General features: G+C 55.8%; 18 protein-coding genes and 1 tRNA gene. 3 read left to right on the forward strand and 16 right to left on the reverse strand.

Translation table 11 applies throughout. From position 1 onward, the window contains the following. Window positions 1-5: 5 nt before the first annotated feature. Both ACFOOP_RS10105 and ACFOOP_RS10110 read right to left on the reverse strand, forming a co-directional pair. On the reverse strand, window positions 6-1,064 hold the full coding sequence (locus tag ACFOOP_RS10105; RefSeq protein ID WP_379880824.1) for a lysylphosphatidylglycerol synthase transmembrane domain-containing protein: 1,059 nt from the start codon (window positions 1,062-1,064) through the stop codon (window positions 6-8). Next, window positions 1,057-3,756: a cation-translocating P-type ATPase gene (locus ACFOOP_RS10110; protein ID WP_379881549.1), complete on the reverse strand. Its 2,700-nt coding sequence runs from the start codon at window positions 3,754-3,756 to the stop codon at window positions 1,057-1,059. The genes ACFOOP_RS10105 and ACFOOP_RS10110 overlap by 8 nt, the downstream gene beginning before the upstream one ends. A 135-nt stretch (window positions 3,757-3,891) precedes the next feature. On the opposite strand from ACFOOP_RS10110, the gene ACFOOP_RS10115 reads away from it, so the two are divergent. Then, window positions 3,892-4,347, forward strand: a complete 456-nt coding sequence (locus tag ACFOOP_RS10115; RefSeq protein WP_379880825.1) for a host attachment protein — start codon at window positions 3,892-3,894, stop codon at window positions 4,345-4,347. A 9-nt stretch (window positions 4,348-4,356) separates the two neighbouring features. Here the strand turns inward: ACFOOP_RS10115 and ACFOOP_RS10120 are convergent, their stop codons facing one another. The 8 genes from ACFOOP_RS10120 to ACFOOP_RS10155 all read right to left on the reverse strand — a co-directional run bounded on the left by ACFOOP_RS10120 (window position 4,357) and on the right by ACFOOP_RS10155 (window position 14,927). Further along, complete coding sequence (locus ACFOOP_RS10120; protein WP_379880826.1) at window positions 4,357-5,589, reverse strand: efflux RND transporter periplasmic adaptor subunit; 1,233 nt, start codon at window positions 5,587-5,589, stop codon at window positions 4,357-4,359. A 5-nt stretch (window positions 5,590-5,594) separates the two neighbouring features. Continuing rightward, the gene (locus ACFOOP_RS10125) at window positions 5,595-7,970 is read right to left on the reverse strand and encodes an ABC transporter permease (protein ID WP_379880827.1); all 2,376 of its coding nucleotides are present in this window, start codon (window positions 7,968-7,970) and stop codon (window positions 5,595-5,597) included. Window positions 7,971-7,975: 5 nt separating this feature from the next. Then, a complete protein-coding gene (locus ACFOOP_RS10130; protein ID WP_379880828.1) occupies window positions 7,976-8,710 on the reverse strand; it encodes an ABC transporter ATP-binding protein in 735 nt (244 codons plus the stop codon). Between the two features lie 281 nt (window positions 8,711-8,991). Further along, window positions 8,992-12,180, reverse strand: coding sequence for an Eco57I restriction-modification methylase domain-containing protein (locus ACFOOP_RS10135; RefSeq protein ID WP_379880829.1), 3,189 nt, complete (start codon window positions 12,178-12,180; stop codon window positions 8,992-8,994). Window positions 12,181-12,245: 65 nt separating this feature from the next. Continuing rightward, the gene (locus tag ACFOOP_RS10140; protein ID WP_379880830.1) at window positions 12,246-13,346 is read right to left on the reverse strand and encodes a tyrosine-type recombinase/integrase; all 1,101 of its coding nucleotides are present in this window, start codon (window positions 13,344-13,346) and stop codon (window positions 12,246-12,248) included. Between the two features lie 5 nt (window positions 13,347-13,351). After that, window positions 13,352-13,837 carry a helix-turn-helix domain-containing protein gene (locus tag ACFOOP_RS10145; protein ID WP_379880831.1) on the reverse strand — a complete coding sequence of 162 codons (486 nt, stop codon included), beginning with the start codon at window positions 13,835-13,837 and terminating at the stop codon, window positions 13,352-13,354. Continuing rightward, the gene (locus ACFOOP_RS10150; RefSeq protein ID WP_379880832.1) at window positions 13,812-14,045 is read right to left on the reverse strand and encodes a helix-turn-helix transcriptional regulator; all 234 of its coding nucleotides are present in this window, start codon (window positions 14,043-14,045) and stop codon (window positions 13,812-13,814) included. The genes ACFOOP_RS10145 and ACFOOP_RS10150 overlap by 26 nt, the downstream gene beginning before the upstream one ends. A gap of 174 nt (window positions 14,046-14,219) precedes the next feature. Then, on the reverse strand, window positions 14,220-14,927 hold the full coding sequence (locus tag ACFOOP_RS10155; protein WP_379880833.1) for a hypothetical protein: 708 nt from the start codon (window positions 14,925-14,927) through the stop codon (window positions 14,220-14,222). A 295-nt stretch (window positions 14,928-15,222) separates the two neighbouring features. On the opposite strand from ACFOOP_RS10155, the gene ACFOOP_RS10160 reads away from it, so the two are divergent. Further along, entirely contained in the window at window positions 15,223-17,301 is a 2,079-nt protein-coding gene (locus ACFOOP_RS10160) for a hypothetical protein (protein WP_379880834.1), read from the forward strand. A gap of 335 nt (window positions 17,302-17,636) precedes the next feature. On the opposite strand, the gene ACFOOP_RS10165 is transcribed toward ACFOOP_RS10160, so the two are convergent. Both ACFOOP_RS10165 and ACFOOP_RS10170 read right to left on the reverse strand, forming a co-directional pair. Continuing rightward, the gene (locus ACFOOP_RS10165; protein ID WP_379880835.1) at window positions 17,637-18,821 is read right to left on the reverse strand and encodes a tyrosine-type recombinase/integrase; all 1,185 of its coding nucleotides are present in this window, start codon (window positions 18,819-18,821) and stop codon (window positions 17,637-17,639) included. 185 nt (window positions 18,822-19,006) lie between these two features. After that, window positions 19,007-19,093, reverse strand: a tRNA-Leu gene (locus ACFOOP_RS10170). Between the two features lie 312 nt (window positions 19,094-19,405). On the opposite strand from ACFOOP_RS10170, the gene ACFOOP_RS10175 reads away from it, so the two are divergent. Then, complete coding sequence (locus ACFOOP_RS10175; RefSeq protein ID WP_379880836.1) at window positions 19,406-20,368, forward strand: complex I NDUFA9 subunit family protein; 963 nt, start codon at window positions 19,406-19,408, stop codon at window positions 20,366-20,368. Between the two features lie 129 nt (window positions 20,369-20,497). Here ACFOOP_RS10175 and galE read toward each other — a convergent pair whose 3' ends face one another. The 4 genes from galE to glmS are packed head-to-tail and all read right to left on the reverse strand — an operon-like array spanning window position 20,498 to window position 25,607. After that, complete coding sequence (gene galE / locus ACFOOP_RS10180; RefSeq protein ID WP_379880837.1) at window positions 20,498-21,532, reverse strand: UDP-glucose 4-epimerase GalE; 1,035 nt, start codon at window positions 21,530-21,532, stop codon at window positions 20,498-20,500. After that, entirely contained in the window at window positions 21,529-22,581 is a 1,053-nt protein-coding gene (locus ACFOOP_RS10185) for a mannose-1-phosphate guanylyltransferase/mannose-6-phosphate isomerase (protein WP_379880838.1), read from the reverse strand. The genes galE and ACFOOP_RS10185 overlap by 4 nt, the downstream gene beginning before the upstream one ends. Then, window positions 22,578-23,726, reverse strand: a complete 1,149-nt coding sequence (locus tag ACFOOP_RS10190) for an AGE family epimerase/isomerase (protein WP_379880839.1) — start codon at window positions 23,724-23,726, stop codon at window positions 22,578-22,580. The genes ACFOOP_RS10185 and ACFOOP_RS10190 overlap by 4 nt, the downstream gene beginning before the upstream one ends. A gap of 54 nt (window positions 23,727-23,780) precedes the next feature. Further along, window positions 23,781-25,607: a glutamine--fructose-6-phosphate transaminase (isomerizing) gene (gene glmS, locus ACFOOP_RS10195; RefSeq protein ID WP_379880841.1), complete on the reverse strand. Its 1,827-nt coding sequence runs from the start codon at window positions 25,605-25,607 to the stop codon at window positions 23,781-23,783. Window positions 25,608-25,792 lie beyond the last annotated feature (185 nt).

Genomic DNA, 25,792 nt, shown 5'->3' on the forward strand with positions numbered 1-25,792 from the left:
GCGTTTCAGGATTGATCAGGATCAGCTTTCCTCGCCGGTGGAGCGCTTGGCCGGTGGAGAAATTCCCGTTGTATGATCAGGAATCCCGGCAGCAGCGGCAGCCACAGCGTCAATCCACGATAAATCAGGGTGATGGTGAGGGCGTCCTCCATGGAAGCGCCGAAGACGCTCAGGCTTGCAATCATTCCGGCTTCAAAAGTCCCCAGCCCCATGGGAACAGGCCCGATCGTGGCGGCGATAGAGGCGGTGGCGACCGCAATGAAACCGGTTGAAAAAGCAATGGGCGCGCCAATCGCGTGTGAGATCAGCATCAGGGTCAAGCCGTCAACCGCCCGCACGGCGATAAGGATGAGGGTCATCTTTGCGAAAAGCGCAGGCATAGTGCGAATGTCGTGGATGGCTGCGCCGAGGAACTCCGCCGCTTTCGCCGTGAGCCGATGGTTGCGCACGAAAGACGGCGCCCTTTCGGGTTTATAAAGAATGATAAGGCCGGCGATGAGGGTGAGCAGCAGGAAGACGCCGGCGAAAGCCGATACGCTGGCCGAGAGCGCGGGCGGCGCCTTTTCCGCCGTGGAAAGCGCGATCAGGCTGATGATGGCGGTGATCAGAAACGCCAGGAAATAGGCGGAAGTTGCGAAAACAAAAGTGCGGAACGCGGTCTTGTCCGGCACGCCCCGTTTCGTGAGCGCAAAGAGGAAAAACGCCGCCCCTGACAAACCGCCAGAAGGCAGCGCCTGGTCGGCGAACAATTTGGCGAATGACAGGGGAATAAGCGAGCGCAATCTGGGCGCGTCTCCCATGCGCTTCAAAAAGAGAAACCACACATAGGCGGCGAAAATATAAGGGAGCGCTTGTATGGCGACGGCGCCCGCCAATGGGCCCGCGCTGGCGTTCGCGGCCTGTCTTGCAAAGGCTGTGATGTCGCCGCTATTGGCAATGAAAAGAACCAGCCCTGCGAGCGCCGATACGCCGACAAGAACAGCGATGAGCCGCGATATGCGCCGTGGCTCTGGCGCAGTTTCGAGCTCGCCGGTTTCCATCTCTGTCTTGCCGTCATCATGCATGGGCGGGTGCTTTCATAGGCCCGGCGAAATGGCGCTGCGCCCGCGGTCGCGCGATGAAAAACTTATAGAGCTCGCCAACCACCACAACCGTTCCGCCGAGCGCAAACACGACAGCCCATTCCCACAGAGCGACGGGTTCGATCTCCAACACATCGCTGATCACCGGCGTGTACATGGCGAGAATATGCAACAGCTGCGCCCCGGCGACGCCGAAAATCAGGATGGGGTTGGCGCGAAGCGGCACGCGGAAGGCGGACCGTGTTTCGGACCTGCAATTGAAGGCGTGAAAGTTGTGAAACGAAACGAGAAACAACAACGTGATATTTCGGGCCGTTTCGATATCGAATCCGAGAATCTCATAGAGGTAATAGTAAAGGCCGAAGGAAATGATGCTGACATAAAGGCCGATGACAAGGCATTGCTCAATCATTTGCCGGTCAAAAATCGGTTCTTTCGGTCTTCGCGGCTTGCGTTTCATCAGATCGGGCTCCTTGCCTTCAAAGGCGAGCGCGACATCCTGAACGCCCTCTGTGACGAGATTCATCCAGAGAATTTGCACCGCCGTCAGGGGAATCGGCATGGAGAAGGTGAGCGCGAGTATAAAGATCAGGACTTCCGTGACGGCGGTGGCGAGCAACAGCCAGACAATTTTACGGATATTGTCATAGGCGGCGCGGCCTTCTTCAACGCCTGCGACGATCGAGGCGAAATTGTCGTCGGTGATAATGAGATCGGCGGCGGCGCGCGCCACATCGGTGCCGCCAGCGCCCATGGCGACGCCGACATTGGCGGCTTTCAGCGCCGGGGCGTCGTTTACGCCGTCGCCCGTGACGGCGACGAAGTGACCTTGCGCTTGAAGCTCGCGCACGATCAGGTTTTTTTGCGCCGGTTCAACGCGTGCGAAAATCGCAGCGCCGTTAATCCTGTCCCGCAAGGCATCGCCTGTGAGGCTCGACAGTTCTGCGCCGGTCAGCACGGTTTCCGGCGCCCAGGACGGGTCGAGCTGGCGGGCGATGGCGAGCGCCGTTTCCGGATGGTCGCCCGTCACCATGCGCACGTCGATGCCGGCTGCGCGGGCGCAGGCGACGGCTTCTGGCGCTTCCCGGCGGAGCGGATCGATGAGGCCGACAAAGCCCAGAAAATCGAGATCGCCAAGATGTTGCGCTTCAAGCGCCCCTCCGTCAGAAGGCGCCGATCCTTGCGCTACGGCGATAACGCGATAACCGGCGCTTGCGAGACGGTGCAGCGCATCCTCTGCGGTTTTCCTGTCAAAATGAGCGCACATGTTGAGGACGATTTCCGGCGCGCCCTTGGCGGAGATGAAGCCATTCTCGGTTTCGATGTCGAGGGAGGCGGAATATCCATGCTGGGGTTCATAGGGCAGGGCCGAGTGACGGCGGAACGTGCTCTGCAGGTCTTTTTTTCGTGCGCCGAGTTTCTCCGCGAGCACCAGAAAGGCGATGTCAACGGAATCCCCCTGGGCTTCGACAACGCCATCGGTCTCGTGAATGGCGGCCTCATTGGTGAGGGCGGCCGCGCGCGAAAGTAGAAACACGCGGTCTTTTGTGAGGTCATCACATTCCACTCCGCCTGCAGGCTGCAACTCGCCGGAAAGCTCCAGGCCTTCGCCGGTGATGTCGAATTCTGCGCCATCGGGCAGGATGATTTTCTTGGCGGTCAGGCGATTGACCGTGAGTGTTCCCGTCTTGTCGGTCGCGATCAGCGTACAAGAGCCCAGCGCTTCCACGGCGGGCAGCCGCCTTACGATGACATTGCGCTTGCCCATGCGCGAGGATGCAATGGCGAGCGTGACGGTTATGGCGGCGGGCAACCCCTCCGGTATCGCAGAGACGGCGAGCGCGACAGAGAGAAGCAAGACGTCTGAAAAAGCGGCGCCCTGAAGAAAAAACGCAAGGCCCAGCAACGCGGTGAGACCGACGATGAATAGGCCAATCCGCGCGGAGAACGCTTCCATGCGGATGAGAAGCGGCGGTCTTGCGCCGCGCGCGCCCAGCATTTTTGCAATGGCGCCGATCTCGGTCGCTTCGCCCACGGCGCAGACCAGCCCCACGCCGCGGCCCGCGACGACCATCGTGCCGGCCAGCGCCATGTTGCGTCGGTCGCCGAGCGTTGTTGCTTCCTCAAGCGTTGTGTCGCTTTGTTTTGAGGCGGGCTTCGACTCGCCGGTGAGAAGAGACTCATCCATCCGCAGATCCTGCGCGGAGACAAGACGCAGATCCGCCGGCGCGACAGCGCCCGACTCGAGACAGACAATGTCGCCGGAGACAATTTCTTCAATGTCGATGACGCGCCGCACACCGTCGCGAATGACCGTAGGCTTAATCCGCAGTGTCTTCTTCAACGACGCCGCGCTTGCTTCGGCGCGCCATTCCTGCAAGGCGCCGATGAAGACATTGATGGCGACAACGGCGCATATGAAAACGCCGTCAGCATTCTCTCCCAGAATGAAAGCCGCCGCAGCAGCGGCGAACAGAATAAAGGTCAGCGGATTATTGAACTGGCGGATAATGATAAGCAGTCGCGACGGGCGGCCGGTTTCGGGCAGTTTATTCGGGCCATCAGCCTCAAGCCGGCGGCTTGCCTCCGCTTCTGACAGGCCTTCGCTTTTCGCATTGAGTTCCGCGAAGGCGTCATGAACGTTCAGGGTATGCCAGGGGCGGAGCGGTTTCAGCGGACAATTCCTTCGCCATGCGTAAACGTCGCACTACGGACAGTCTTGTTGTAAACCATACCGCGCCTATATTGGTGCTGTCTATTTTTGATGATGCGCTTCGCCGGCGACTACGGCCCAGCGCAAGGAGGCTTCATGAAGCTGCCAAGACGAACGACCTGGTTCCTGATTGTCGACAGCGCAAAGTCCCGTATTTTTGAAAGTTCAGGTCCCCACGGGACCTGGTCGAAGCTGGAAGAGGCCGCAGATGATGACGCGCGCAAACCCTCGCGCGATCTTGGGCGGGATCGTCCGACTCGCGGGCGCACCATCGGCACCGGCGCACCTTTTGCGGTGACGGGCGCATCCGAGCATGACAAGGCTGCTGAAGAGTTTCTTGCTGATTGCGCGCGAGACTTGGCGGAGGCGGAAAAGAAAGGTCGGTTCGACCAGCTTGTGGTGGCGGCCCCGCCGGCGGCCCTAGGCGTTTTGCGGAAAAAACTGTCTGCGGAAACGACGGCGAAACTGATCGGCGTTTATGACAAGGATCTCACCAATGAAAACGAACGCGACTTGCACGAGTATTTTCTTGGCAAGCTAGAACATTGGTGAGACTGCGCGTTATTCGAGTTCACGCTGCTTGACGCGCGCGCCGTCCCGAACGCGATTGCCCGGATACAATATAATTGAATCCCCGTCTTCAAGGCCGTTCTGAACTTCGGTCATGATGCCGTTATTATGGCCGGTCTCAATAGTGTGCATGCGTGCGCGCCCATTATCGACCGCGAACACAGCCCATTGATCGCCTTGCCGAAAGACGGCGCTTGAGGGAATCGCCAATGCCTGATCTGATTCCCAGATAACAATGCGCGCTTCGACGCGAAAGCCATGGCCAAGCCGCGCGCGTGTTTCCCCCGGGCCTGAAAACTGGATAACCGCATTGACGCGCTGTTCCTCAACGCCAAGCGCGGAATATTTTGTAAAACCCCAAGGCTCGATTTTTTCAACGCGCGCTTCCAGCGGGTCGTCGCCGCCCCATTTATCAATGATGACTCTGTCGCCGGGCGAGACTTTCACCGCATCCGTTGAGAGGAGTTCAGCCACGATTTCCAGATCCCCGAGCGGGTCGCCGATTTCAAGAATAGGGGCGCCTGCGGGGAGCACGGTTTCGCTTTCCTGAATAACGCGCAGGATGCGGCCGGAGATGGGCGCGCGCAGCGGGATCGATATTTGCGGATGCGGGTTTGTGCCCGCCGCTTTCGCGTCCGCTTCCACCGGCGTCATCAACATGGCGCGGGCGTTGTCGAGATCGGCTTCGCGCAAGGAAACGGCGGCGCGGGCGGTGTCGAGCGCCGCATTGGCGGACCGGGAGGCGCGCTCGGCGCGGTCAAGGGCGGCTTCGGAAACGGTATCCGTCTCTCTGAGCGTCCGGGTGCGGTTCAATTCGGCGCGCGCATAATCGGCATCGGCGGCGGCGCGGCGCACCTCCGCTTTAGCGAGCGTCAGCGCCGCCTCTGCGGCTTCGACGGCGGCGCGCGCCTGTTCCTCGGTGCGCACGTCAAGCACGCCGGGGCTCGCCGGCGTCAGGCGCGCGATCACGGTTTCACCTTCTATCACTTCATCGCCGGGCTCCACATCAACGCGCAACAGCCTGCCGGCGACAGGCGCCGAGACGATATAGGCGTCGCGCACACGCGTTTTGGCTTCCTCATCGATGGTCACCATCATCGGCATGCGCATAGCCGCGCCAAGATCAACCGCCATGGCGCGCGGCCAGAATGCGTAAAGCATGAAGAGGCCGACAATTGCGATGGCGGCGGCGATAACGGTGCTGCGTGATTTCAATCCGTTCATCTGACTCAGTCCCGGGTTTTGAGCGCGTTCGCCATATCGAGTTTAGACACATCGCTCTGTACAAACGCCCCGGCGACAGCAGTCGCCAGGAGAATAATAATCGCCGCATAGCCAAGCCCGTCTTCTCTATAGATGACAGGAATTTGGTAAAGTTCCGTTGACATGGCGGTCGCCATATATGACCAGATCAGATAGCCCAGCGCCGACCCGATGGGCAGGGCGATGATGGCGAGCGCCGCAAGCTCTCCCAGGAGGACATAGCCGGTTTCGATCTTGGTGAAGCCAAGCACGCGTAAGCTCGCGAGATCGCGCTGGCGTTCAATATAGGCGATGCGCGCGCCGTTATAAACAACGCCGGCCGCAATCACGATCGAAAATACCGACATGATATAGCGAAAGACGCCGGGCCCTTCGTCGATCATTTTGGCGAAATTTTCATAGGCCTCTCGTCTCAGGCTGACGCCGGCGACCATCGGGATCGCCTTGATGTGATCGTAAACATGGACCCGCATGCGCGGGTCAATTTTCAGATAGGCGCCGGAAACACGGTTCGGCTCTTTTAGGCGCCGGTTAAGCGCCGCCATGTCCATATAGGCAGGCGTGCCGATAAGCGCTTCCACAAGGCCGATGACCGGAATGCCAAGCGTCGGGCGGCGCCCTTCGCGGACTTCGACAGTCAATGTGTCGCCGACCGAAACATTCAAAATTTTCGCCAGCTGTTCGGAGAGAACAATGCCGTCACCTGAAATATCGACATCGTTCAGGTTCGAGTCGACAGCGCGATTGAGCACAGGATTATCCGGCAAGCCTGTAATGGCGCCAAGAAAATCAATGCGCTCATTCTTGAACATGACAGGCGTTGACCGGAACGGCTCCACCAGGCTCACACCCTCAACGCTGGCGAGTTCGAGGATGGTCTTGTCCGACATGGGCTCGACAAAAGTGACGAGCACATCGCTGCGATCGATCACGTTGAAGCTGACATCGAGCATGTAGTCGGTCGCGTTCATATTGAAGCGCATCATCACCGAAAGCCCCATAGCGGCGCCGATCCCGAATGCGGTGAGGAGCGCGCGTGAAGGATTTCTGGCGAGACGGCGCAGGATCATTCGGCTCGGCTGATCGAGAAACCGGCTGACCGCTTTTTGAAATCCGTTGCCGCTGGCGTATTTCGGCGGCGCGGGCGGGCGCATCGCGACAGCCGGCGTCAGGATGATGGCGGAGCGGACTGCGAAAAAGGCGCCCGCGGCGGCGGCGAGCGCGCTAATGGTGAGTGCAATACCGAGCGTTGAAAAATCGGCGATAAAAACCAGAAAAGGAAAATGGAAATAGATCTGATAGATCGCTCCGATCATCCTTCCGAGCCAGATGCCGCCGCCCCATCCGACCAGCGCGCCGCCAAGCGCAATCGCCAGCACGAATTTGAGATAGTGAATAGCGATATCTATATTGGAATATCCAAAAGCCTTGATCAGACCGATCTGTTCGCGCTCCGTCTGAACAAGGCGCGTGATGACGATGTTCAACAGAAAAATAGAAACGGCGAGAAAGATCGGCGGCATGACGCGGCCCATGGTTTTCAACTGCGCCAGTTCCTCGACCAAAAACTTGTTCGAGAGTTGATCTGCGCGCGAATAAGCGCCGGTTGCGCCATATGGCGCGAGTATCCGGTCGAGCGCGTCAATCAACGCCTGTTCATTCGCGCCCGGCGAGAAAGTCAGAACCGCTTCATTGAAGGCGCCGTCCAGATCATAGGCCGCCTCCATCACGTCTTCGTTCGCCCAGAGCGCGGCGAAACGGGACGCATCGACAACAAAATCTCCGGGGGGCAGGGCGTAGATAAATTCCGGAGACAGGGCGAGCCCTGCGATAACGAATTCATGCTGCACGCCGTTCATGGTGATGGGCAGCGTGTCCCCAGGCTCAAGGCCATGGGCGTCGGCGAAGGATTTAAGCAACAGGATTTCATTTGAATGCGTCGGTGAAATCATGCGCCCTGACGACAAATGAACACCGTTGATTGGCGCCGCCGACTCGGGATCGTAGGACAAGACACGGGCGCTGATCGGCGCCGAAACGCCAGGCAGGGTTACAAGCCCCCCGCCATTGATGCGTCCTTCCACATCGTTGACGCCATGCAGCGCCCGCAGCTCCGATAAAAGGTAATCGGGCGCGCGTTTCGCCGGCGCATACATATCGGCGAAGCGATAGCGCTCGTAGTAAGCGCGCATGGTCTCGTCGAGCGAAATCATCATGCCGTGGGACATCACGAACAATGATATTCCGGCGGCGATGACGAAAATAATCGCCGCCGCCTGTCCCTTGATGCGCCAGAGATCGCGGAGCAGTTTGCGGTCAAGAATGCTGGTAAGGGAAAGCATAAGCGTCACCAGCTGATGTCATCGGGCGAGGCTTTGTAGTCGTTTTTGACCACTTCCCGAATCTGTCCGTCGGCGAAATGGATGACGCGATCGGCCATGGCTGCGGTCGCCGCCGCATGGGTGATAATCAGCGTCGTTGTGCCGAGCCTTGTGTTGAGGTCTTGTAGCGCCTTCAAAACGCCGACGCCGGTCGTGCTGTCGAGGGCGCCTGTAGGTTCATCGCAAAAAAGCACGGTCGGGTTTTTGGCGATTGCGCGGGCGATGGCGACGCGCTGTTGCTCACCGCCGGAAAGCTCGGAAGGAAAATGGGTGGCGCGATTTTTCAGGCCGACCATATCAAGGGCCTCCATAGACGACATCGGCGCAATCGCGATTTCCGCGACCAGATCCACATTTTCGAGTGCGGTCAAACTCGGCATCAGATTATAGAACTGAAAAACAAAGCCCACATGGCGCCGGCGATAGGCGGTCAGCTGGCGGTCATTCATCGCCGTCAGTTCATCTCCTTTGAAAAAAGCGCGACCGCTCGAGGCGCGGTCGATTCCGCCAAGAATATTTAAAAGAGTGGACTTTCCGCTTCCAGACGGCCCCAACAGGACGACGAGTTCGCCAGCCGGAATTTCCAGATCGACGCCGCGCAAGGCGTGAACCGCCGCCGCTCCTTCGCCATAGACCTTTGACAGGTCTGTCGTGACAAAGGCGTGCTCGGGGCTGATTTCGGGCGGTGTTGACTGCTCCATATCCCTGCCAAAACCGGGCGCTGGCGGCCCTTTGCCCGAAGCTCCTCACTTCACTGGATTATAGTGTTAGATGGGAAGCCACTGGTCAAATATGAGCGACATCAACTGGTGGCCGGCAGGGCCCGTCGCCGCCGGCAGACACTATTTTCCGCGCTATCCGAAAGTATGTGGTGCCAGGAGAGGCGTCGAAAATTTCATCTAAGGCATTGATAGTATAGGGGTTTCTATTGTTTTCAAATTGACGATACCAACAAAAATACCAACAAAATTAGACGTAAGGCTCAGATGCTCGCTTCGAGCAGCGCCACTTCATCTTCAGTCAATTCAAACAAGCCATATACGATTTTGTCAATGTTAGCTTCGATTTGGGTGATCTCGCTACCAAGTTGGAATATCTTTGCCCTCTCTCGGGTGATCCAATCTTCCCAAGCGGAACGCTCTGAGAGCGGAATATCGCTCTTGAATGCTTTCTTCACTTCTTTGCGGAACGAGGCGAAATCAGGCAGCGTCCACCATTCTTTAAGTTTCGTCGTTAGCTTTGCTTCCAGATGTGACGGGCAAAGGTCGTAGATCCGCCGAGATATAGAGATTTGCAGCTTATATTGTTGTTCTGCAAGATTTTGTGCCTGCTCAGCCAAAGCAGCCAAACTGTCTCTAGTCTGCGTGTCGAACTTGGGGATTGGTAATGGCTCTATATATTGTCGCTTCAATCGAAGGCGCCACTCCCCACCCCTAAGAGCATTAGCTTCACCTCTTAAACAGAACCAAACCACCTTACTATTGAGGTAGGCAAGTAGGGTAAAGTCGCCGTTGATTTTGAAGGTAGTCGTTTCGAAACAGTAGCCTTCTGGCGACATAGAAAACTTAGGACCTTGTGACATGTCTGGGAAACAGATTCCCTTTGCTGCAAAACCCTCAAGATACCTAAATTGATCTTGTTGCAACTCGAACCATTCTTGTTTTGTCGCACGCTGTTCCAACTGTGATTTGAATGGCAGCAGCCAATCTCTGATAGCAGGATACTGGCTGATATTTATTTTCTTTTTTGGTGTGTAAATAATCCACCAGCCCTCAGGCTCTATTCGCCAGCGCGCCAAATCACCACCTTTTAGTAACGGTTTTAGCACCTCGACAGACCGCGGGTCTTCAGCGCATAGCCTTTCTTTTGTCTCGGTACTGATAATAAACGCTGGATTCAGGCCCGTTTTCACTCCATATAGTGGTGATCCATACACCTCTCTTAGAGACTCGCGTCCAGATTTGATCCTCTCGCGTAATGCACGCAAGGCAGAATTTTCCAACTCCCATGAGCCGGCTCCAAGCGCGGCTTGCGGGTAAGCTTGCGCTGCATTCTCCCATGCGGCCTGAAAGTTGCTTTCAGGCAAATTGTCGATTTTCCAAAATCGTAATTTGTGGTCAACGCTAGCAGAACCGTGTTTCATTGTCAGAATTGCCGGGGTTGTATTGACACCTTCGAAAATCTGCAGATCGCCAAAATCAACGACGGATTCGATGGTCGCCTCGCGAAGTAGAAATTCGCGTAGTGGTCTACCCGATCCGGTCTTAAAAAAGGAACTTGAGGAGATGAAACCCATGCGACCACCAGGTTTTAGCAGACGCAAACCTCGCTCGAAAAAATAGCAGTATAGATCCGCACGATCAGACACAACTTCATAGCGCGTTTCCAAATAAGGCTTCAACGCTTTTAACAGCTCCATCCGAACGTAGGGTGGGTTACCCAAAACTACATCAAAACCACCTTCGGCAAAGATACTTGAGAACGCTGTTTCCCAAGTAAAAGCATGATCGAGATAGGCGAAGTTGCTATCTTCGATCAGGCTGTCACCTACGCGGATGCTGCCGGACAGGCTATCTAATACCTTCCCCAGCCGAGCGGTCTTAATCCATAGAGACAGTTTGGCGATTTCTACGCTCTCGTCATTTACATCTACGCCAAATAAGTTGTTCGCGAGAATGTCGCTATCGGTATCTAGGAATTGGTCAGCGTGCAGCTCTTTGCCCTCCAACTCGGCGATTTTATCATTCACGCGAGTGAGTTCCGATTTCATGAAGTCGAATGCCATGACAAGAAAAACACCGGAACCACAAGCGGGATCGACGATGCGTAGTGTCTTAATCCGGTCGCGATAGGCCTGCCAAGCCTCCAGCTCAGCTGATCTTCTGCGCCACGGAATGGATGAATAGTCGGTGAGATCTGCGTTCTTTTTTGTGTGATCGCGCAGAATGTCGGTGAAGATTTCGTTTAGGTGTGTGCCCAAGGTTTCCGAGACAATGAAGCGTGCGATGTAGTCAGGCGTATAGACAACACCATCGCGTTTTCTTCGACCAGTTGTGCCGGTAGTCTTTTCAGGTTCTTCCTCTTCTCCTCGCGCAATTGCCTGCAGTCGTTCCACATCGGCGATAGACTGCTCGAAGATGTGCCCCAGCACAGTAACAGTCACTTCAGACGCGAAATCGTATTCGCCTAGCGTCTTGAACCCCTCACATATGCTGTCCGGCAGTTCTAGGGAGTCAATTGCATTATCCTGACGGAAAAGACCACCATTGTATTGTTGAATACTTAGCTCGTTACTGCCCAAATCAATTGCACGGAATAACCCCTTGAAATTTTCCCAAACAGGTCGGGGGTTGTATGGATCGCGGGCCGTGAAGGCGGTTGCAAGAGTGTTCCTGGGTAGCAAGCTCGTGTCCTCAGCAAACGCGATGAACAAGACACGATCAAGAATTTTCTGTGCAAGCGCGATAGCGTCTAGGGGGGAAATGTCTTCATTCGCTTTCTGCACGGCGCTTAGAAGTTTTAGGCGTAAACTCTTGTAGTCTTTATAGAGTTTATCTGTAATGTCTTTGTCTTCGCGACGACTTTCCTTAAGCAGTTCGAGAGTGCGTCCCGACAAGAGATTTTCAGCTCCGAGAAGGAGCATAAACCTTGCGTACTCTTCAGGCTCAGTGAGGCGGTCCAGACGAAAAGTTTCGTACGCGACTGTTCCTTCTCCGAACCCGTATAAGCGAAGCTCTATATAGTTAGAAACAAGAACCCACTTAACGCCGGGGGCGTTCATGGCGTATTCCCATGCCTGTTGAACCGGGCTTTTGTTCCGGCCAGGCATGATTGCATCAAGGTCGCGCGTGTCTGCCCCTTTCAACTCGAACGGCGCGAGGATTTCAGGTGTTTGTCCGCCAAAACGACCGAGCGCCAAATCAACGCTACCCTTAAGGATCGTTTGTTCCGTAGAAACCGTATAATCTGCTGAGACAGCTGAGCCAACGTAGCCTAAAACGCCTTCGACTATCTTGGTTGCGAATTGCCCATGTAGTGCTGTTTCTTTTTGAGAGAAAATTCGGTTGGAAGTTATCAGGTCCGACCATTCTTTCAGAAGCGCATGCTGAGGTTCTGGCAATGGTTGAATTGTAAGATGTCGCTTGAGCGTTTTTCTATTGAATAAGTTCATTTGCCGAACACTATATTTTCCGTTTGGGCAAATGCTATTGGGGTCCGGCGGTTTTCGCAATCGGATCAGCGATTACCCTTGAGCTGCCGTTTCATCCATTCAATAGCTTCGGGCGGCGGTGATTCGCTCGCTGAGGCGGGGCCGCCTTCTGAGAAGGTCTGCATGATTTCCGACTGGCGCTCAGGCGAGATTTCCCCATAGCTCGTGAATGTTGTCAGCACGGCGTCGTGGCCCAGGTTCTGGCTCCAGGCTTTCAGCGCTTCGGGGGTCTTGCAGAGTTTTTGACCAAGAAGCGCCAGGGTCCGGCGAAATGAGTGGGGGTGGAAATACGGGAGCCCAGCCGCCCCAAAGGACTGGCGGAAAATGCGCCGGATTGCGTCCGCATTGCGCCAGTGCTGGCGTGAGAGGCCGGTGGGGGCGAACAAACCGTCGTCATTCCGTTGCACCAGCGTTGATGGAAAAAGCGGATCGTCGGGCCCGAAACGCATTTCGTCAGCCAGAAAAGACAACCAATCGCCAACGATTGATTCGATTTCTTCCCCAACCGGGAAGAAGTCAGATGTGAAAGTCTTACGGTTTTTCGTCCGGACCATGCGCGCATCCTGAAAGATGGACCTCTTTTCAAAATCTACATGGCCCAAATTCAAAGAGGCGATAGCGTCGTCACGGGCGCCGCTGAGATAGGCGAAGGCGATCAGCGCGCGATCCCGTTTCTCTATTGGGGTGGAGTGCGAGAGAACGCTCAGCACATGCTTGATTTGCTCAGGAGTGGGCGTTCTCTTGGGCCGCTTTGCGGTGGCGATACGGCTGTCATTTGCAGACGGATTAAAATACTCGCAGTCGGCATAAGTGATCCTTGATTTATAGCCGGGCTGGCCAGCGAGCCAGTGAAAGAACGCTTTTACCGTCATCAAGCGGGAATGAATCGTTGACTTGGCCAGAGGCTTGCCGGTTTTCGGGTTGGCAGCATCATTCAGGAGCCGCTTGAACCGGCGGGCCTGTTCGATATGGAAAGCCGCAAAATCCTTGAAGCCGGTGGAGTCTTCGAAAAGAGCGATTGCTGCGGCGGCGGCCTCTGCAGACGCGGGCGCCATGCGTTTCGCCTCTTCCAGATAAGCAAGATACTTGTGCTTAATTCGTTCATTTTTCGGGTTGTGCTTTGCCATGTGTTTTACCGTCCTTGCGAGTGAACAATCAGGGAGAGGTGCGCCATATTGATTAAGGTGTTCGTCTGCTTGCTGTTTTGGATGGTCAAAATCGCCGCCAAGGACGCGAGTTTGCGAAGCGATACGCGCTTGTGCATGATCGTTGAGCAGGTGGCGCACAAAGCCCGCAGATTAACGGTTTTCGCCGTCGCGGAGACGATTTCAGCTTCTCCGAAGGCGGCGGGTTTCGGCTGGCGGCAACGAAAACAAAAGAACTCGCCCAAGCCACACGGCGCCTTCGCCCGCTTTCTCTTCTCGTGAAATTCGATCAAATTTCGCCCCAGGACCATCATGGGCTTTTGGTTGTCGATTGTGGGCAAGCCCTGCTTGATCCAGCGGCGCACGGTCGCCTTACACACACCAAGCGTACGCGCGGCCTCATCGACCCTGTAGGGCCGGTGCTTTCTAATCCCGCGCCAATTGGGCTTACGCTTCACAGTCAGACGCACCATCGTTGGTCACGCCATTGGCAATGAGCGCCTGAATATCTTCCGCGCGCCAGACAGTGACGCGGTCGCCGAGCTTCATGGGCTTGGGAAAGCGGCCGTCTTTAACGCCAGCCCACCAGGTGGACTTGGAGACCGGAATGGGCCCTTGCGGCGCGAGGATTTGTTTAAGACGGACAAAGCCGGTTTGGGGAAGGGTGATTTCGTTCGACATTATGCGACTCCGTTTGGTTGCGTCGCATACGAACATTAGAAAAAGTGGAGCCGATAATAGGCTGCAAGAAGCAAAAAATGTGTGAGGTAAAATCCCGTTTTATGGGGCAGGAAAAACAGGAATGTGCCCTACATCACTACCGGAAAGCAGAAAAACCCTATAACTTTCAGCGGCTTAAAATGGTATATCATCGTCCAATTCATAGGATGTTCCATTTGTTTTTGGAGCCGTTTGCCGCGTGACAGACATTTGAGTTCGCGCGCTGATTGGTTTTTCCTCCAAATCCTGTTTCGTCGGCGTCCGTGGCGCCCCACCCTTCGTTCTCCAATTCACGATTTGAGAGATGCTATCGACCACCGATTCGTTTGGCTTCCCATCATCGTCACAAATGCCGTATTCGGCCGCGTGCTTCCGCAGCCACTTTTGAACAGCCTGTTTTGGTGTTTTGCCTTCAAGTTTCGCCTCATCGTCTAGCCAATGCCACGCGGTGACAGCAGCAGCGAGCTTCGGGGAGTATCGAGGATGATCGCGATCTAGAAACTCGCTAACCTTTGCCTCTGGAAAGAAGAAAAAATGCTCTCTTACATTCTTGGATATGAGCCACGCCTTTAGGCTTTCCACATCAACATATGAGCTATGGATGCACAAATAGGGCTCGCCATTTCCATTGAAAGGCTCCTCATATTTTAGCTCGCCTTCAATCGCGCCCTTCCTCAATCCTGACAAAATCGCATGTTTAGCGCCATCATACCCCGGGGGCTGACCACTTAATGTAACATTTTCAACTGATTGGTGATCGGATGGATTATAGCCCGCAACAAGCAGCGCAGCATGAACGATGCTTAGCTGATCGCAAAGCTTCCAAAAATCGATGCTGTCCATATCGGCTCCCTAATAAGGCGGGTGCCAGAATATATGTCTCGCGTCGTCCCATTTCATCCTATTGAGTCGGATTACTTTTCCACGCACCGCACCGATGTGCGATCAAGCGAAAATAGGGAGGGCGATAGGGCGGTGATCAGCTTGTTAGACAGACTTAAAGTAATAAAACAAAATTCAAAAAGTCTATTCTGAATCAATGGAATACATGGGGTAAAACTCTCAACCGAGAAAAGGGCTGGACTTACCTTTTCTATTGAGGTTGGCTAACTTCAACAAATCGATGAATGCGGGGGCAATGGGGATGGCAAACTCGGGATTCGGCGAGGGAAGGCACTTTGTTATTTTGACGGTGCACGGCACGTTTGCTGGTGATGCCGGTAGATGCTCGGAGTATCAACGACGCAAAGCCATTGGACGAAGTGACGAAGTCCTCGGACTAGCAGTTGATGACTGTGATATTCCAGAATCTGAAGAAGATTACGCTCCGCTGGATTGGTGGTCAGATGATGGCGCTTCAGATGCTGATTGCGACATCAGTGCCCGTTTGAGTCCAAGTATCGAAGAAGAGCTACGATATATCGGATTAACCAACGGAAAGAAAGTTCGTTACTACAAACGCATACAAAATATTCCGAGCAGACCGGTCTTTGATGCTATCGCGATAAGAAGAGTTCTTGAGGACGAAGATGCTGACAAGGCCAATTTGGAATTTAAGAAGATAATTGCCGACAGTGACCCGTTTATTGGTCTTCCCGGTATCATCCACAAAATATCTTGTTTGGCGCGTGCGTTGGGTGCATTGGACTCGGCTACTGATGGCCCGAACGAAACTCGGTTATATATTCGAGCAATCCGATGGCCGAATAAACATCATGCGTGCGTAAATCCGCTTGAACGATATTATGCGCGCAAAGGTGAAAACTCTGAATATGCCAGACGTGCGGCAGCGCGTCAGTTAAAGAATGAGATAGACTTTCTCGAAGATCGCCGAATCGCGTATGCAATCGTCGGCCATAGTCACGGGGGCACAGTAGCGCATGATGCTCTTGCATCTATGCCGAAACGAAATCGCAGAAACCTAAAAGGCCTAATTACCTTCGGGGCACCCGTCATTCGGATGTCCGGTTCTTGGCTGGCCCAAAAGCCTTGGACATTACTACCGTCGCATCTTACTTGGATAATCGGTGCACTATTATTGTTGATTGGCTTTTGTGCGGGCGGAGATTATCAAGAAGGTGGTTTTTTCTGGAATAATGTTCCGTTTTTCATTGGTGGGCCGACATTGTTCGCGCTCGCTTTTGGAGTCCTGTATTATGCGTCGCATTTGTTCATGCGGCCGATTCGCAACGGCCGAATTCAAGAAATTCTTTCAGGACGTGGAAGCGCCCATTTCAGGCACCGCGATGACGAAATAGTTTCAGCTTTTGAGAATCTGTACAATAAGGGCGGTAAATCAAAAATACAAAATAAGGTTGGAGAGCAAGCCGCGATACCAGCGCTCGTTATACAACTACGTAGCGCTCTCTTTGCGGGTGCGGCGACATTCACAATTCTATTCGCTGCGTCCGGAATAAACGCCGGTATCGCGCAATCTACGGGACTTAACTTCTTAAACAGCCTACTTGAAGCATTTGGGATAGATGTTCAGACAGGTGCTTTTTGCACAGGTCTCGAAACTATGTGTTCTGCAAAGCAGAGGTTTTATGGTGTCGCAATGCTTTCCGGGATAACTCTAGTTGGCCTTGCTTCGTTCGTGCTTCTGAGAGTTATATTTGGTCCAGCTTTATCGAAGTTGCGAATTTACTCAGCAACGAACGAGGCGATCAATATTTTTATCGCAGGTATGCGAAAGAACTTAGGTAATATAGCGAAGATTGGGCCTATAGCGGAATACACTCTGCTTAGCCCTGAACCAGATGAAGACAAAAATGCCCGACGTTATCACGATGTGGCGTCTGCAATTTCTGGGGTCCGCTCGGCCGGATTGCCAGAATTTGGCAGTATTCTTGCGGAGCTACCGAAACGTCTGGTGGAAAGCTCAAAAGGAAGATTTAGCCACTGGGCTGAATACAGCGAGAGAGTTCTAGGTAGCCCAGGAATTATCCACAATGCCTATTGTCGATCAGAAACCTTCATGCTTTTCCTCGCTGCAAAGCTATCAACGATGATGAGTGATGATTTGCGTCCCCATCCCTTAATTTTTGACATTGCAGAGCAAGAAGCATTTCGGAGAGATTTTGGAGAGTATTTTGCAGCCTTGGCAAATTTATCGGATGATGAAGGCAGTGCCCCGGCAGACTTGTTTGAATATGACCGCTACCGTTGGAGAACTTGGCTGGCTGGCGTAGAGTCTTTTCCGAATGATGTCAGTTAGCAAAGGTCGCTATGCGAGTCTTATATTCGAGCAAGTTGTAGAACTTTTAGAAAGCGTTGAGATCAAAACAATGATTTGTTTTTACAACGCCGATAACTGATATGCTCTGCACAAGGCTGTCATTATATTCGTTGTGAAGGTTCCATATCTCAGAGGTTGGAGTTCGTTTCGTTCGGAGGCTGAGCAAATTTGATCTTTACGTGCATTCCAATTCTTAACGAGTTTGAATTGTGAAAAAGTAAGATTTGTTACCGCCGGCGGTGCACTCCGTGTGAGTGATTTTGCTGAGACTCCCCCTCACTCTCTAACTCATTGGCAAAAATCGGTCGTTGCTTTCAGCTATATTTGAAAAGCCGGTCCGCCCACCACTGGGCCATTTTCGTCCGCTCTTCCCAATAGGCGGCGCGGTGGTAGGCACGGCGGATTTCGTCGGCGCCAACATGCGCAAGCTCTGCTTCAATGGCGTCTGGCGACCATTTTCCGCTTTCATTCAATAGGCTGGAAGCGCTCGCCCGAAAGCCGTGGGAGGTGCATTCCTCTTTGGTGAAGCCCATTCTGCGGAGCGCCGTATTCATCGTGTTTTCGCTGATCGGCTTTCCCTTTGCCCAAGGCGACGGAAAAACCAATTCGCTATCGGAATTCAGTAGCTTCAATTCCGTGAGTAGTTCGACGGCTTGAGTGGGCAGTGGTTTGGTATGCGGACGCCGCATTTTCATTCGCTCTTTGGGAATGCTCCAGGTTGCCGCGTCAAGATCGAATTCATCCCATTTGGCAAGACGCAGCTCGCCGGGCCGGGGATACAAAAGCGCCATCAACTTTAGAGCCGTGCGCGTTTCCGGGGTTCCGGAGGTGTAGCCCCATATCGCTCTTACAAGTGCTGCAAAGCCGTCGGCGTCAGTGATAGCCGCCATGTGTACCGTTTTTGGTGTGATGAGGGCGCCGCGTAGGCCGGAGGTCGGATCATTGGACGCCCGCGCGGTGGCGACCGCATAGCGAAACACTTGGCCAATTGCGGACCGCATCCGTTTCGCCGTCTCGTAGTTTCCCTTGGCTTCCACCTTGCGGAGAACGGAAAGGATGTCTGCGGCGGTGATGGCCTCAATCGGTTGGTTTTCAAGATCAGTTCTCGCAAGGCTTAAAAGCCATCGCTTCTTGTCCGTTGTCCTTGCGGCCAGCCCGTCCTTTTCACCTTTCGCCAGCAATTCATCTGCGATCTTCCCGAAGGTGTGCTCGCTTAATGCGCGTTGCTGCGCCACCTCAGCTTTTGAATGCGCGAGCGGGTCCATCCCGTCCGCCAGCAGGGTCTTGGCGTCTTGCCGCTTTGCGCGGGCGCTCGCGAGGGAGGTGGCCGGATAGGCTCCAAAGGACAGGAGCTTTTGCTTGCCGTCATGACGGTAGGCCATGCGCCAGAGTTTTGAGCCATTGGGCCTGACTTCGACAAACAGCCCACCGCCATCGCTCTTACGAAATGGCTTGTTTTCGGGCTTCAGGCGGCGAATTTGAACGTCTGTAAGGGGCATTGTTGGTATATTTGTTGGTACCGAGGCCTGAATATAGGTGCGCGAGGCCGACGATACCAACAAATGTACCAACAAATGGGCAGGATACCAACAAATCCCGCCGGACCGCGTTGGACGGTGTTTTGCATCAATTCGCTGTTTTTATTGATGTTTTTGAGCTTGCCGGACGGTGGAAAACTCAATTTTGGTGCCCAGGAGAAGACTCGAACTTCCACGACCGTTAGGCCACTGGCACCTGAAGCCAGCGCGTCTACCAATTCCGCCACCTGGGCTGGTGGAGGCGGCTGCTTAAGGGCGCACGGGCGCGATGTCAATTGACCGGTGAATGTGACAGCGGCGGGCCAGCGGCATGACCGGCCGGTGTCCCTCGACGCGGCGAGGGGCAATCCCTGGCCTCGTTCTTGCCTCTCCAGGCGGGGCGCTCCCCCGGTTTCCCGGTCCCGCAGGCTTTTCCCGCAAATCCCCATGCCAAAAGCGGTTTCTGCGCCGCCTGCGGCCTGCTGGATCATTGTCCTCGCGCCGGAATTCGGATAGTCCCCACGGAGCATTCGCGGTCCTGCTAAGGCCATGAGGAGACAAGAGACGTGACGGGAAAATTGGCGGTCGTTTTTGGCGGATCGGGCTTTGTGGGCCGCAATGTGGTGCGCGAGCTGGCGCGGCGCGGCTGGCGGGTGCGGGTCGCTGTGCGCCGTCCTCATCACGCGCAGTTTTTGCGGCCTATGGGCGCCGTCGGCCAGATCCAGCTGAAGCAGTGCAATGTGCGCCATGCGCCGTCTGTCGCCGATGCGCTGACTGACGCGGACGCTGTCATCAATCTCGTCGGGATTTTGTATCAGTCCGGATCACAGCGTTTCGATACGGTGCAGGCCGCAGGCGCGGCGACCGTGGCCCGGCTCGCCGCAGAGGCCGGCGTGACGAATTTCGTTCATATGTCGGCGATCGGCGCGGATGCGAAAGGCGAAAGTGATTACGCCCGCACCAAGGGCGAGGCCGAGCGCGCGGTGATGGAGGCGATCCCGTCGGCGGTGATCATCCGGCCTTCGATTGTTTTCGGAACCGAGGATGAGTTCTTCAACAAGTTCGCAAGTATGGCGGGGATTTCTCCGGCGCTGCCGCTGATTGGCGGCGGCAAGACGAAGTTCCAGCCGGTCTATGTGGACGATGTCGCCGATGCGATCTGCGAAGCGCTTGTTCGTCCGGAAGCGGCGGGACAAATCTATGAAATCGGGGGGCCGCGCGTTTATACCTTCCGTGAGCTGATGGAATTGATGCTCTCGGAAACGGGTCAAAAACGTATTCTTCTGCCCGTGCCGTTCCCTGTGGCGTCGCTGATGGGACTTGGCGGCGAGATCGCTGGCTGGGCGCCCTTTGTGGAGCCGCCGCTGACCCGCGATCAGGTGAAGCTGTTAAAACACGATAATGTGGTGGGAGAGCGCGCGCGCGCGCTCAGCGATCTTGGCGTTGAGGCGCAAACGGTCGAATCCATCCTGCCGTCTTATATGGTGCGGTACCGCCGTTACGGTCAGTTCGCCGAGCACGCGGCTTAAAATTCTACTGTGGCGGGCTGCAAATAGCGGCTTTCTGCGCTTCCGGTGCTCAGGTAGCTTGTATGTACCATCCGCTCCGGTTCTCGAAATCCACTATTTTCGCCACGCCACCGCGAATTTTCGATCAGGCTAGCTTTTGTAGCCGTCCGGGTTGTGGCTTTGCCAGCGCCAGTGATCGGCGCACATGTCTTCGAGTGATTTTTCCGCGCGCCAGCCGAGTAATGTTTCGGCGCGCTTCGGATTGGCGTAAATTTCAGCGATGTCGCCGTCGCGCCGCGGCGTGACCTCGTAAGGAATGTCGCGATTTGATGCGCGCTTGAAGGCGGCGACGGCTTCCAGCACGGAATAGCCGACGCCGGTTCCGAGATTGATGTCGGTTGCGCCGCCTTTTGAAAGAGTTCCGAGATAATCGAGCGCCGCCGCATGACCGCGCGCCAGATCCGCCACATGAATATAGTCGCGTACGCCAGTGCCGTCGCGGGTCGGGTAGTCGTCGCCGAAAACGGAAAGTTTCTCGCGTTTGCCGACCGCCACCTGCGAAATGAACGGGAAGAGATTATTGGGGATGCCGTTCGGGTCTTCACCGATCCGGCCAGAAGGATGCGCGCCCACGGGATTGAAATACCGCAAATTTACAACGCGCCATTCCGGGTCGGAGTGCGCAATGTCTTTCAGCATTTCCTCAATAAAATACTTGGTGCGGCCGTAAGGATTGGTCGGGCCGTTGGCGCCGTTCTCATCAACCGGGTTCTGGTTGTGCTCGCCATAAACCGTGGCGGAAGAAGAAAACACAATTGTTTTGGCGTCCGCGGCTTCCAGCGCGGCGATCAGCGTCAGGGCCGAGCCGAGATTGACGCGGTAATAGCGTGCAGGCTCGGCAACGGATTCGCCGACGGCTTTAAGTCCTGCAAGATGCACGGCGCCGTCCGCGCCAAATGCTTTCACCGCATTGATGATCATGTCGCGCTGGGTTTCGTCGGCCATATCGGCTTTCAGGAGTTCAACGTCGCCTTTTGCGAGTTCCTGAATGCGCGCCACGGCCTCGGGGTGAGAGTTTGAAAAGTCGTCGATGATGAGAAGCGCGTCGCCGCGCTCCAACAGCTCAACGCAGACATGGCTGCCGATATAACCGGCGCCGCCGGCGACGACGATGCGGCGGGTCATAGCAAATCCTCTCGTCCACGGCGCTTTAGTTCATCAACGATGGCGCGCACTTCCTGCGCCTTGTCCTTGCGTGCGACCAGCACGGCGTCGCCTGTCGCGACAATGATGAGATTGTCGACGCCTATCGCGCCGATCACCGGCCCGTCGGACCGCAGGGTGACATTGGTGCTGTCGACCGCCATGTGTCCTGCGCTTTCAGGGTCGGTGGTCGCCTCGCTCCAGCTGCCGATATCGGTCCAGCCCACATCGACTGGCGCCACAACGGCGGCCTTGTCGGTTTTTTCCATGATCGCATAGTCAATGGAATCGCTCGGCGTTTCGGAAAATAGTGTTTCATCGAGAAGCCGTGCGCCGTTTTCATTCTTGCTCGCGGCGAGCGCTTGTTCTGCGCCTTTGGCGATGTCGGGCGCGTGTGCGGCGAAGGCGTCGAGCATCGCTTTTGGGTGATAGAGAAAAATGCCGGCGTTCCAATAATAGCCGCCTTTGGCGAGATAGTCGCCAGCGGTTTTGGCGTCGGGCTTTTCGCGGAAAGAAGCGACACGATAAACGCCGCCGGAAATTTCCTCAGCAGACTGAATATAACCATAGCCTGTATGGGCGTAGGTGGGCTTAATGCCAAAGGTCACGATGGAGCCGTTTTCGGCGGCGCTGGCGCCGTTAAGGGCGACGCTGCGGAATCCGGCGGCGTCTTCCACATGGTGATCGGCGGGGGCGATCAGGGCGAGGGCGTCCTCATTGTTTTCGCAGACCCATGCGGCGGCGACGGCGGCGACCGCCGCCGTATTGCGCGGGAAGGGCTCAAGGATAATGTCCGCCGCTTTCACGCCAATCGCTTCGAGTTGATTTGCGACAAGCTCCGCATGGCCGCGTCCGCAAATCACCAGCGGCGGCGCAAAATTGCCGCCGTCATCATGAAGCCGCAAAACCGTTTCCTGAAAAAGCGATCGGTCCGAGACAAGATTGAGAAATTGTTTGGGCCGCGCCTTGCGCGATAGCGGCCAGAGCCGCGTCCCCGATCCGCCGGACATGATGACTGGTTGGATTTTCACGATGCGTCTCTTGCTTTCAGAAAGGCGTCGGCTTCTGCGACCGCCTCGAACAGATGATAAAGGATGCTGGCCGGAACGTCACGGGCGAGTCGCTCCCCGTCGCTGTCGAATTCGTCAATCCAAAGGCCTTTGGGCTCTATGGCGAGATATGTATTGAATAGATCGCCGATCAGTTTTTCAGCGTTCGCAGCGGCGTCAGTCGATCCTTTTCCCGCCAGAACGAGAGACGCGCGCAGATATTCCGTCTGAGGCCAGAGCCGTTTGGCGCCGTGAATCTTATTCACGACCGGCGCCGCCAGATTATCGATCAACCCGTGAAAACCGGGATCGGCGCCGAACGCCAGCGCATGGTCATAAAGCCGCTTGCGCATATCGAGGGGCGTACGCCTTCCGCATGCCTCATAAGCATTCAGGAGCCAGACCCATTCAAGCATGTGACCGGGCTCTATCGGATCGTCCTCGCGAGGCTTCCAGTTTTCAGCGAAATTCTCGCGAACGATGCTGTTGGCGGCGCCGTAAAAAGCCGAACAGAAAAGATCGTAGATCTGATCCGCGTATCCAAGATACCCCTCATCGCCGGTCGCGCGGTACAGCGCCATAAAGGCTTCGAAAAGATGCATATGCGGGTTCTGGCGTCTCGGCAGATCGCCGGCGTCGCTCTCCAGCCAGCCGCCATGGGGGGACGCCAGTTCGCGGTCGAGAAAGGCGATGGTGTTGTCGGCGAGCGCTTTGGCCGGACCTTCGTCGCCAGCTTTAATCCGGGAAGCGCAGGCGAGCAGCAAGAAGGCCTGATCGTAAAGGTCCCGGCGGTCATCAAGCACGCTTCCATCATCGCCAAGATGGAAGACACAGCCTCGCGCTCCGTCGTCAGGGCAGGCATGCGTCAGCAGATAGTCAAAGCCGCGCGCCGCGATGGGATCAGCCCCATCAAGCCAGCCTAGAAGTCCGGCCTGGGTAAAGGTGTGAACCTGACGGAAGAGGGTTCTGACCCGGCGCGGGCGGCCTGTTGAAGGCGTCCCGTCGAAATGAATCGCTTCGTAAAATCCGCCACTTGGCGCATCGACGCCATGCTCGGCCCAGTACGGGAGACAGTCCGCAATGAACCATTGGCGAAAGCGCTCGAGGGAGGCGTGAAGTCCTGTCATGGCGCTGAGTCGGCCCTTCGCAACTGCAGCATTACTCTCGCTCAGAATTGCGAATTACTCAACCGTTACCGACTTGGCGAGATTGCGCGGCTGGTCCACATCGGTGCCTTTGGTCGTCGCCGTGAAATAGGCGAGGAGTTGCACCGGAACCGCATAAATGATGGGCGACAGCATGGGGTGCGTCTTTGGCGTTTCGATCGTCGCCCAGGCCTTGGCGCCGGCTTTCGCGATCCCGTCCTTACAGGAAATTAAAAGCGCTTTGCCGTCGCGCGCCATGACTTCCTGCATATTTGAAATAGTTTTTTCAAAATGCGCATCCATCGGCGCGATCACTGCGATTGGAAGGTTTTCGTCAATAAGGGCGATAGGGCCGTGCTTGAGTTCGCCGGACGCATAGCCCTCCGCATGAATGTAGGAAATTTCCTTCAGCTTCAGTGCGCCTTCGAGCGCCATGGGGTAGGAAACGCCGCGGCCAATATAAAAAACGCCGGTGGCTTTTGCGATGTCGCGGGCGATGGTTTCAATATGATCGCTTTGTTTCAACGCTTCGGTGACGAGACGCGGCAATTCAAGAAGACCGGACACGAGATCCTGTTCTTCTTGCACAGACAAGACGCCGCGCGCACGTCCCGCTGCGATCGCGATGCAGGCGAGCGACACAAGCTGACAGGTGAAAGCCTTGGTGGAAGCGACGCCGATTTCCGGTCCCGCCGCCATAGGGAAGATGATGTCGGATTCCCGGGCGATGGAACTTTCAGGCACGTTGACGACAGTCGCGATTTGCTGGCCATTGGCGCGCGCCTCGCGAAGCGCAGCGAGCGTGTCGGCTGTCTCGCCGGACTGGGAGATGAACAGTGCGCCGCCATTCGCGGTCCATGGCACGTCACGATAGCGCAATTCGGAAGCGACATCGATTTCGATTGGCAGGCGCGCCCATTTCTCGAACCAGTATTTGGAAACGAGACCGGCGTAATAGGCGGTGCCGCAGGCGGAAATCGTCAACCGGTCAAGCCTGGCGAAATCGAATGAGCCCTTGGGCAGGTGAACCGTTTTCGCAACCGGGTCCACATAGCGCGAGATGGTGTGGGCGATGACTTCAGGCTGCTCGTGGATTTCTTTCGCCATGAAGTGGCGGTGGCCGTCCTTGTCGACGAGGCCCTGGCTTGCAGCGGAGATTTTTTCGGGCCGCGTCACTTTCGCGCCGCTTTCATCCCACACGTCTATGGTGTCGCGGGTGATCACCGCCCAGTCGCCTTCTTCAAGATAGGTGACGCGATTGGTGAAGGGGGCCAGCGCATAGGCGTCCGATCCCAGAAACATTTCGCCGTCGCCGCGGCCAATGGCGAGGGGGCTGCCCTTGCGGCCGCAGATCATGAGATCGTCTTCGCCGGAAAAGATCGCCGCGAAGGCAAAGGCGCCACGCATCCGGCTGATGGCTTTTTTGAACGCCTCAGCCGGCGTCATGTTTTCCGTTTCGAGATAATAGGTGATCAGCTGCGGGCAGACTTCGGCGTCCGTTTCCGATTCGAAGACGACGCCCTTTTCCTCCAGCTCGCGGCGTAGCTCTGCGAAGTTTTCGATGATGCCGTTATGGACGACGGCGCAGCGCTCGGTCGCGTGGGGGTGGGCGTTGGTTTCGTTGGGAACGCCATGGGTGGCCCATCGCGTGTGGCCGATGCCGGCGCTGCCGGGCAGGGGATTGTCAGTGAGCACAGCGTCAAGATTGCCGAGCTTGCCCGGCGCCCGGCGGCGGTCGAGCCGGCCATTGTTAACCGTCGCGACGCCAGCCGAATCATAGCCCCGATATTCGAGCCGTTTCAGGCCCGCCATGATTCGGGGAGCGGCCTCGCCTGTGCCAAGAACGCCAATAATGCCACACATTTCGCTTCGACCTCATGAGTTTCGCCGCCCAAACGGCTTTGCATCCGTCTATTTCAGGGCTTCTCGGCTGAAATATAGCAAAAATCTGGCCGCTAAAGGGTTACCGCAGGCGCGCGATCCGCTTTCTGTTAATTAAGGCGCTGATCGGCAGTTGTACACGGGGGCGCCGTTTACTTTATATACGG

The organism is Hyphococcus aureus, assembly GCF_042643165.1.
GTDB classification, from domain to species: Bacteria; Pseudomonadota; Alphaproteobacteria; order Caulobacterales; family Parvularculaceae; genus Hyphococcus; species Hyphococcus aureus.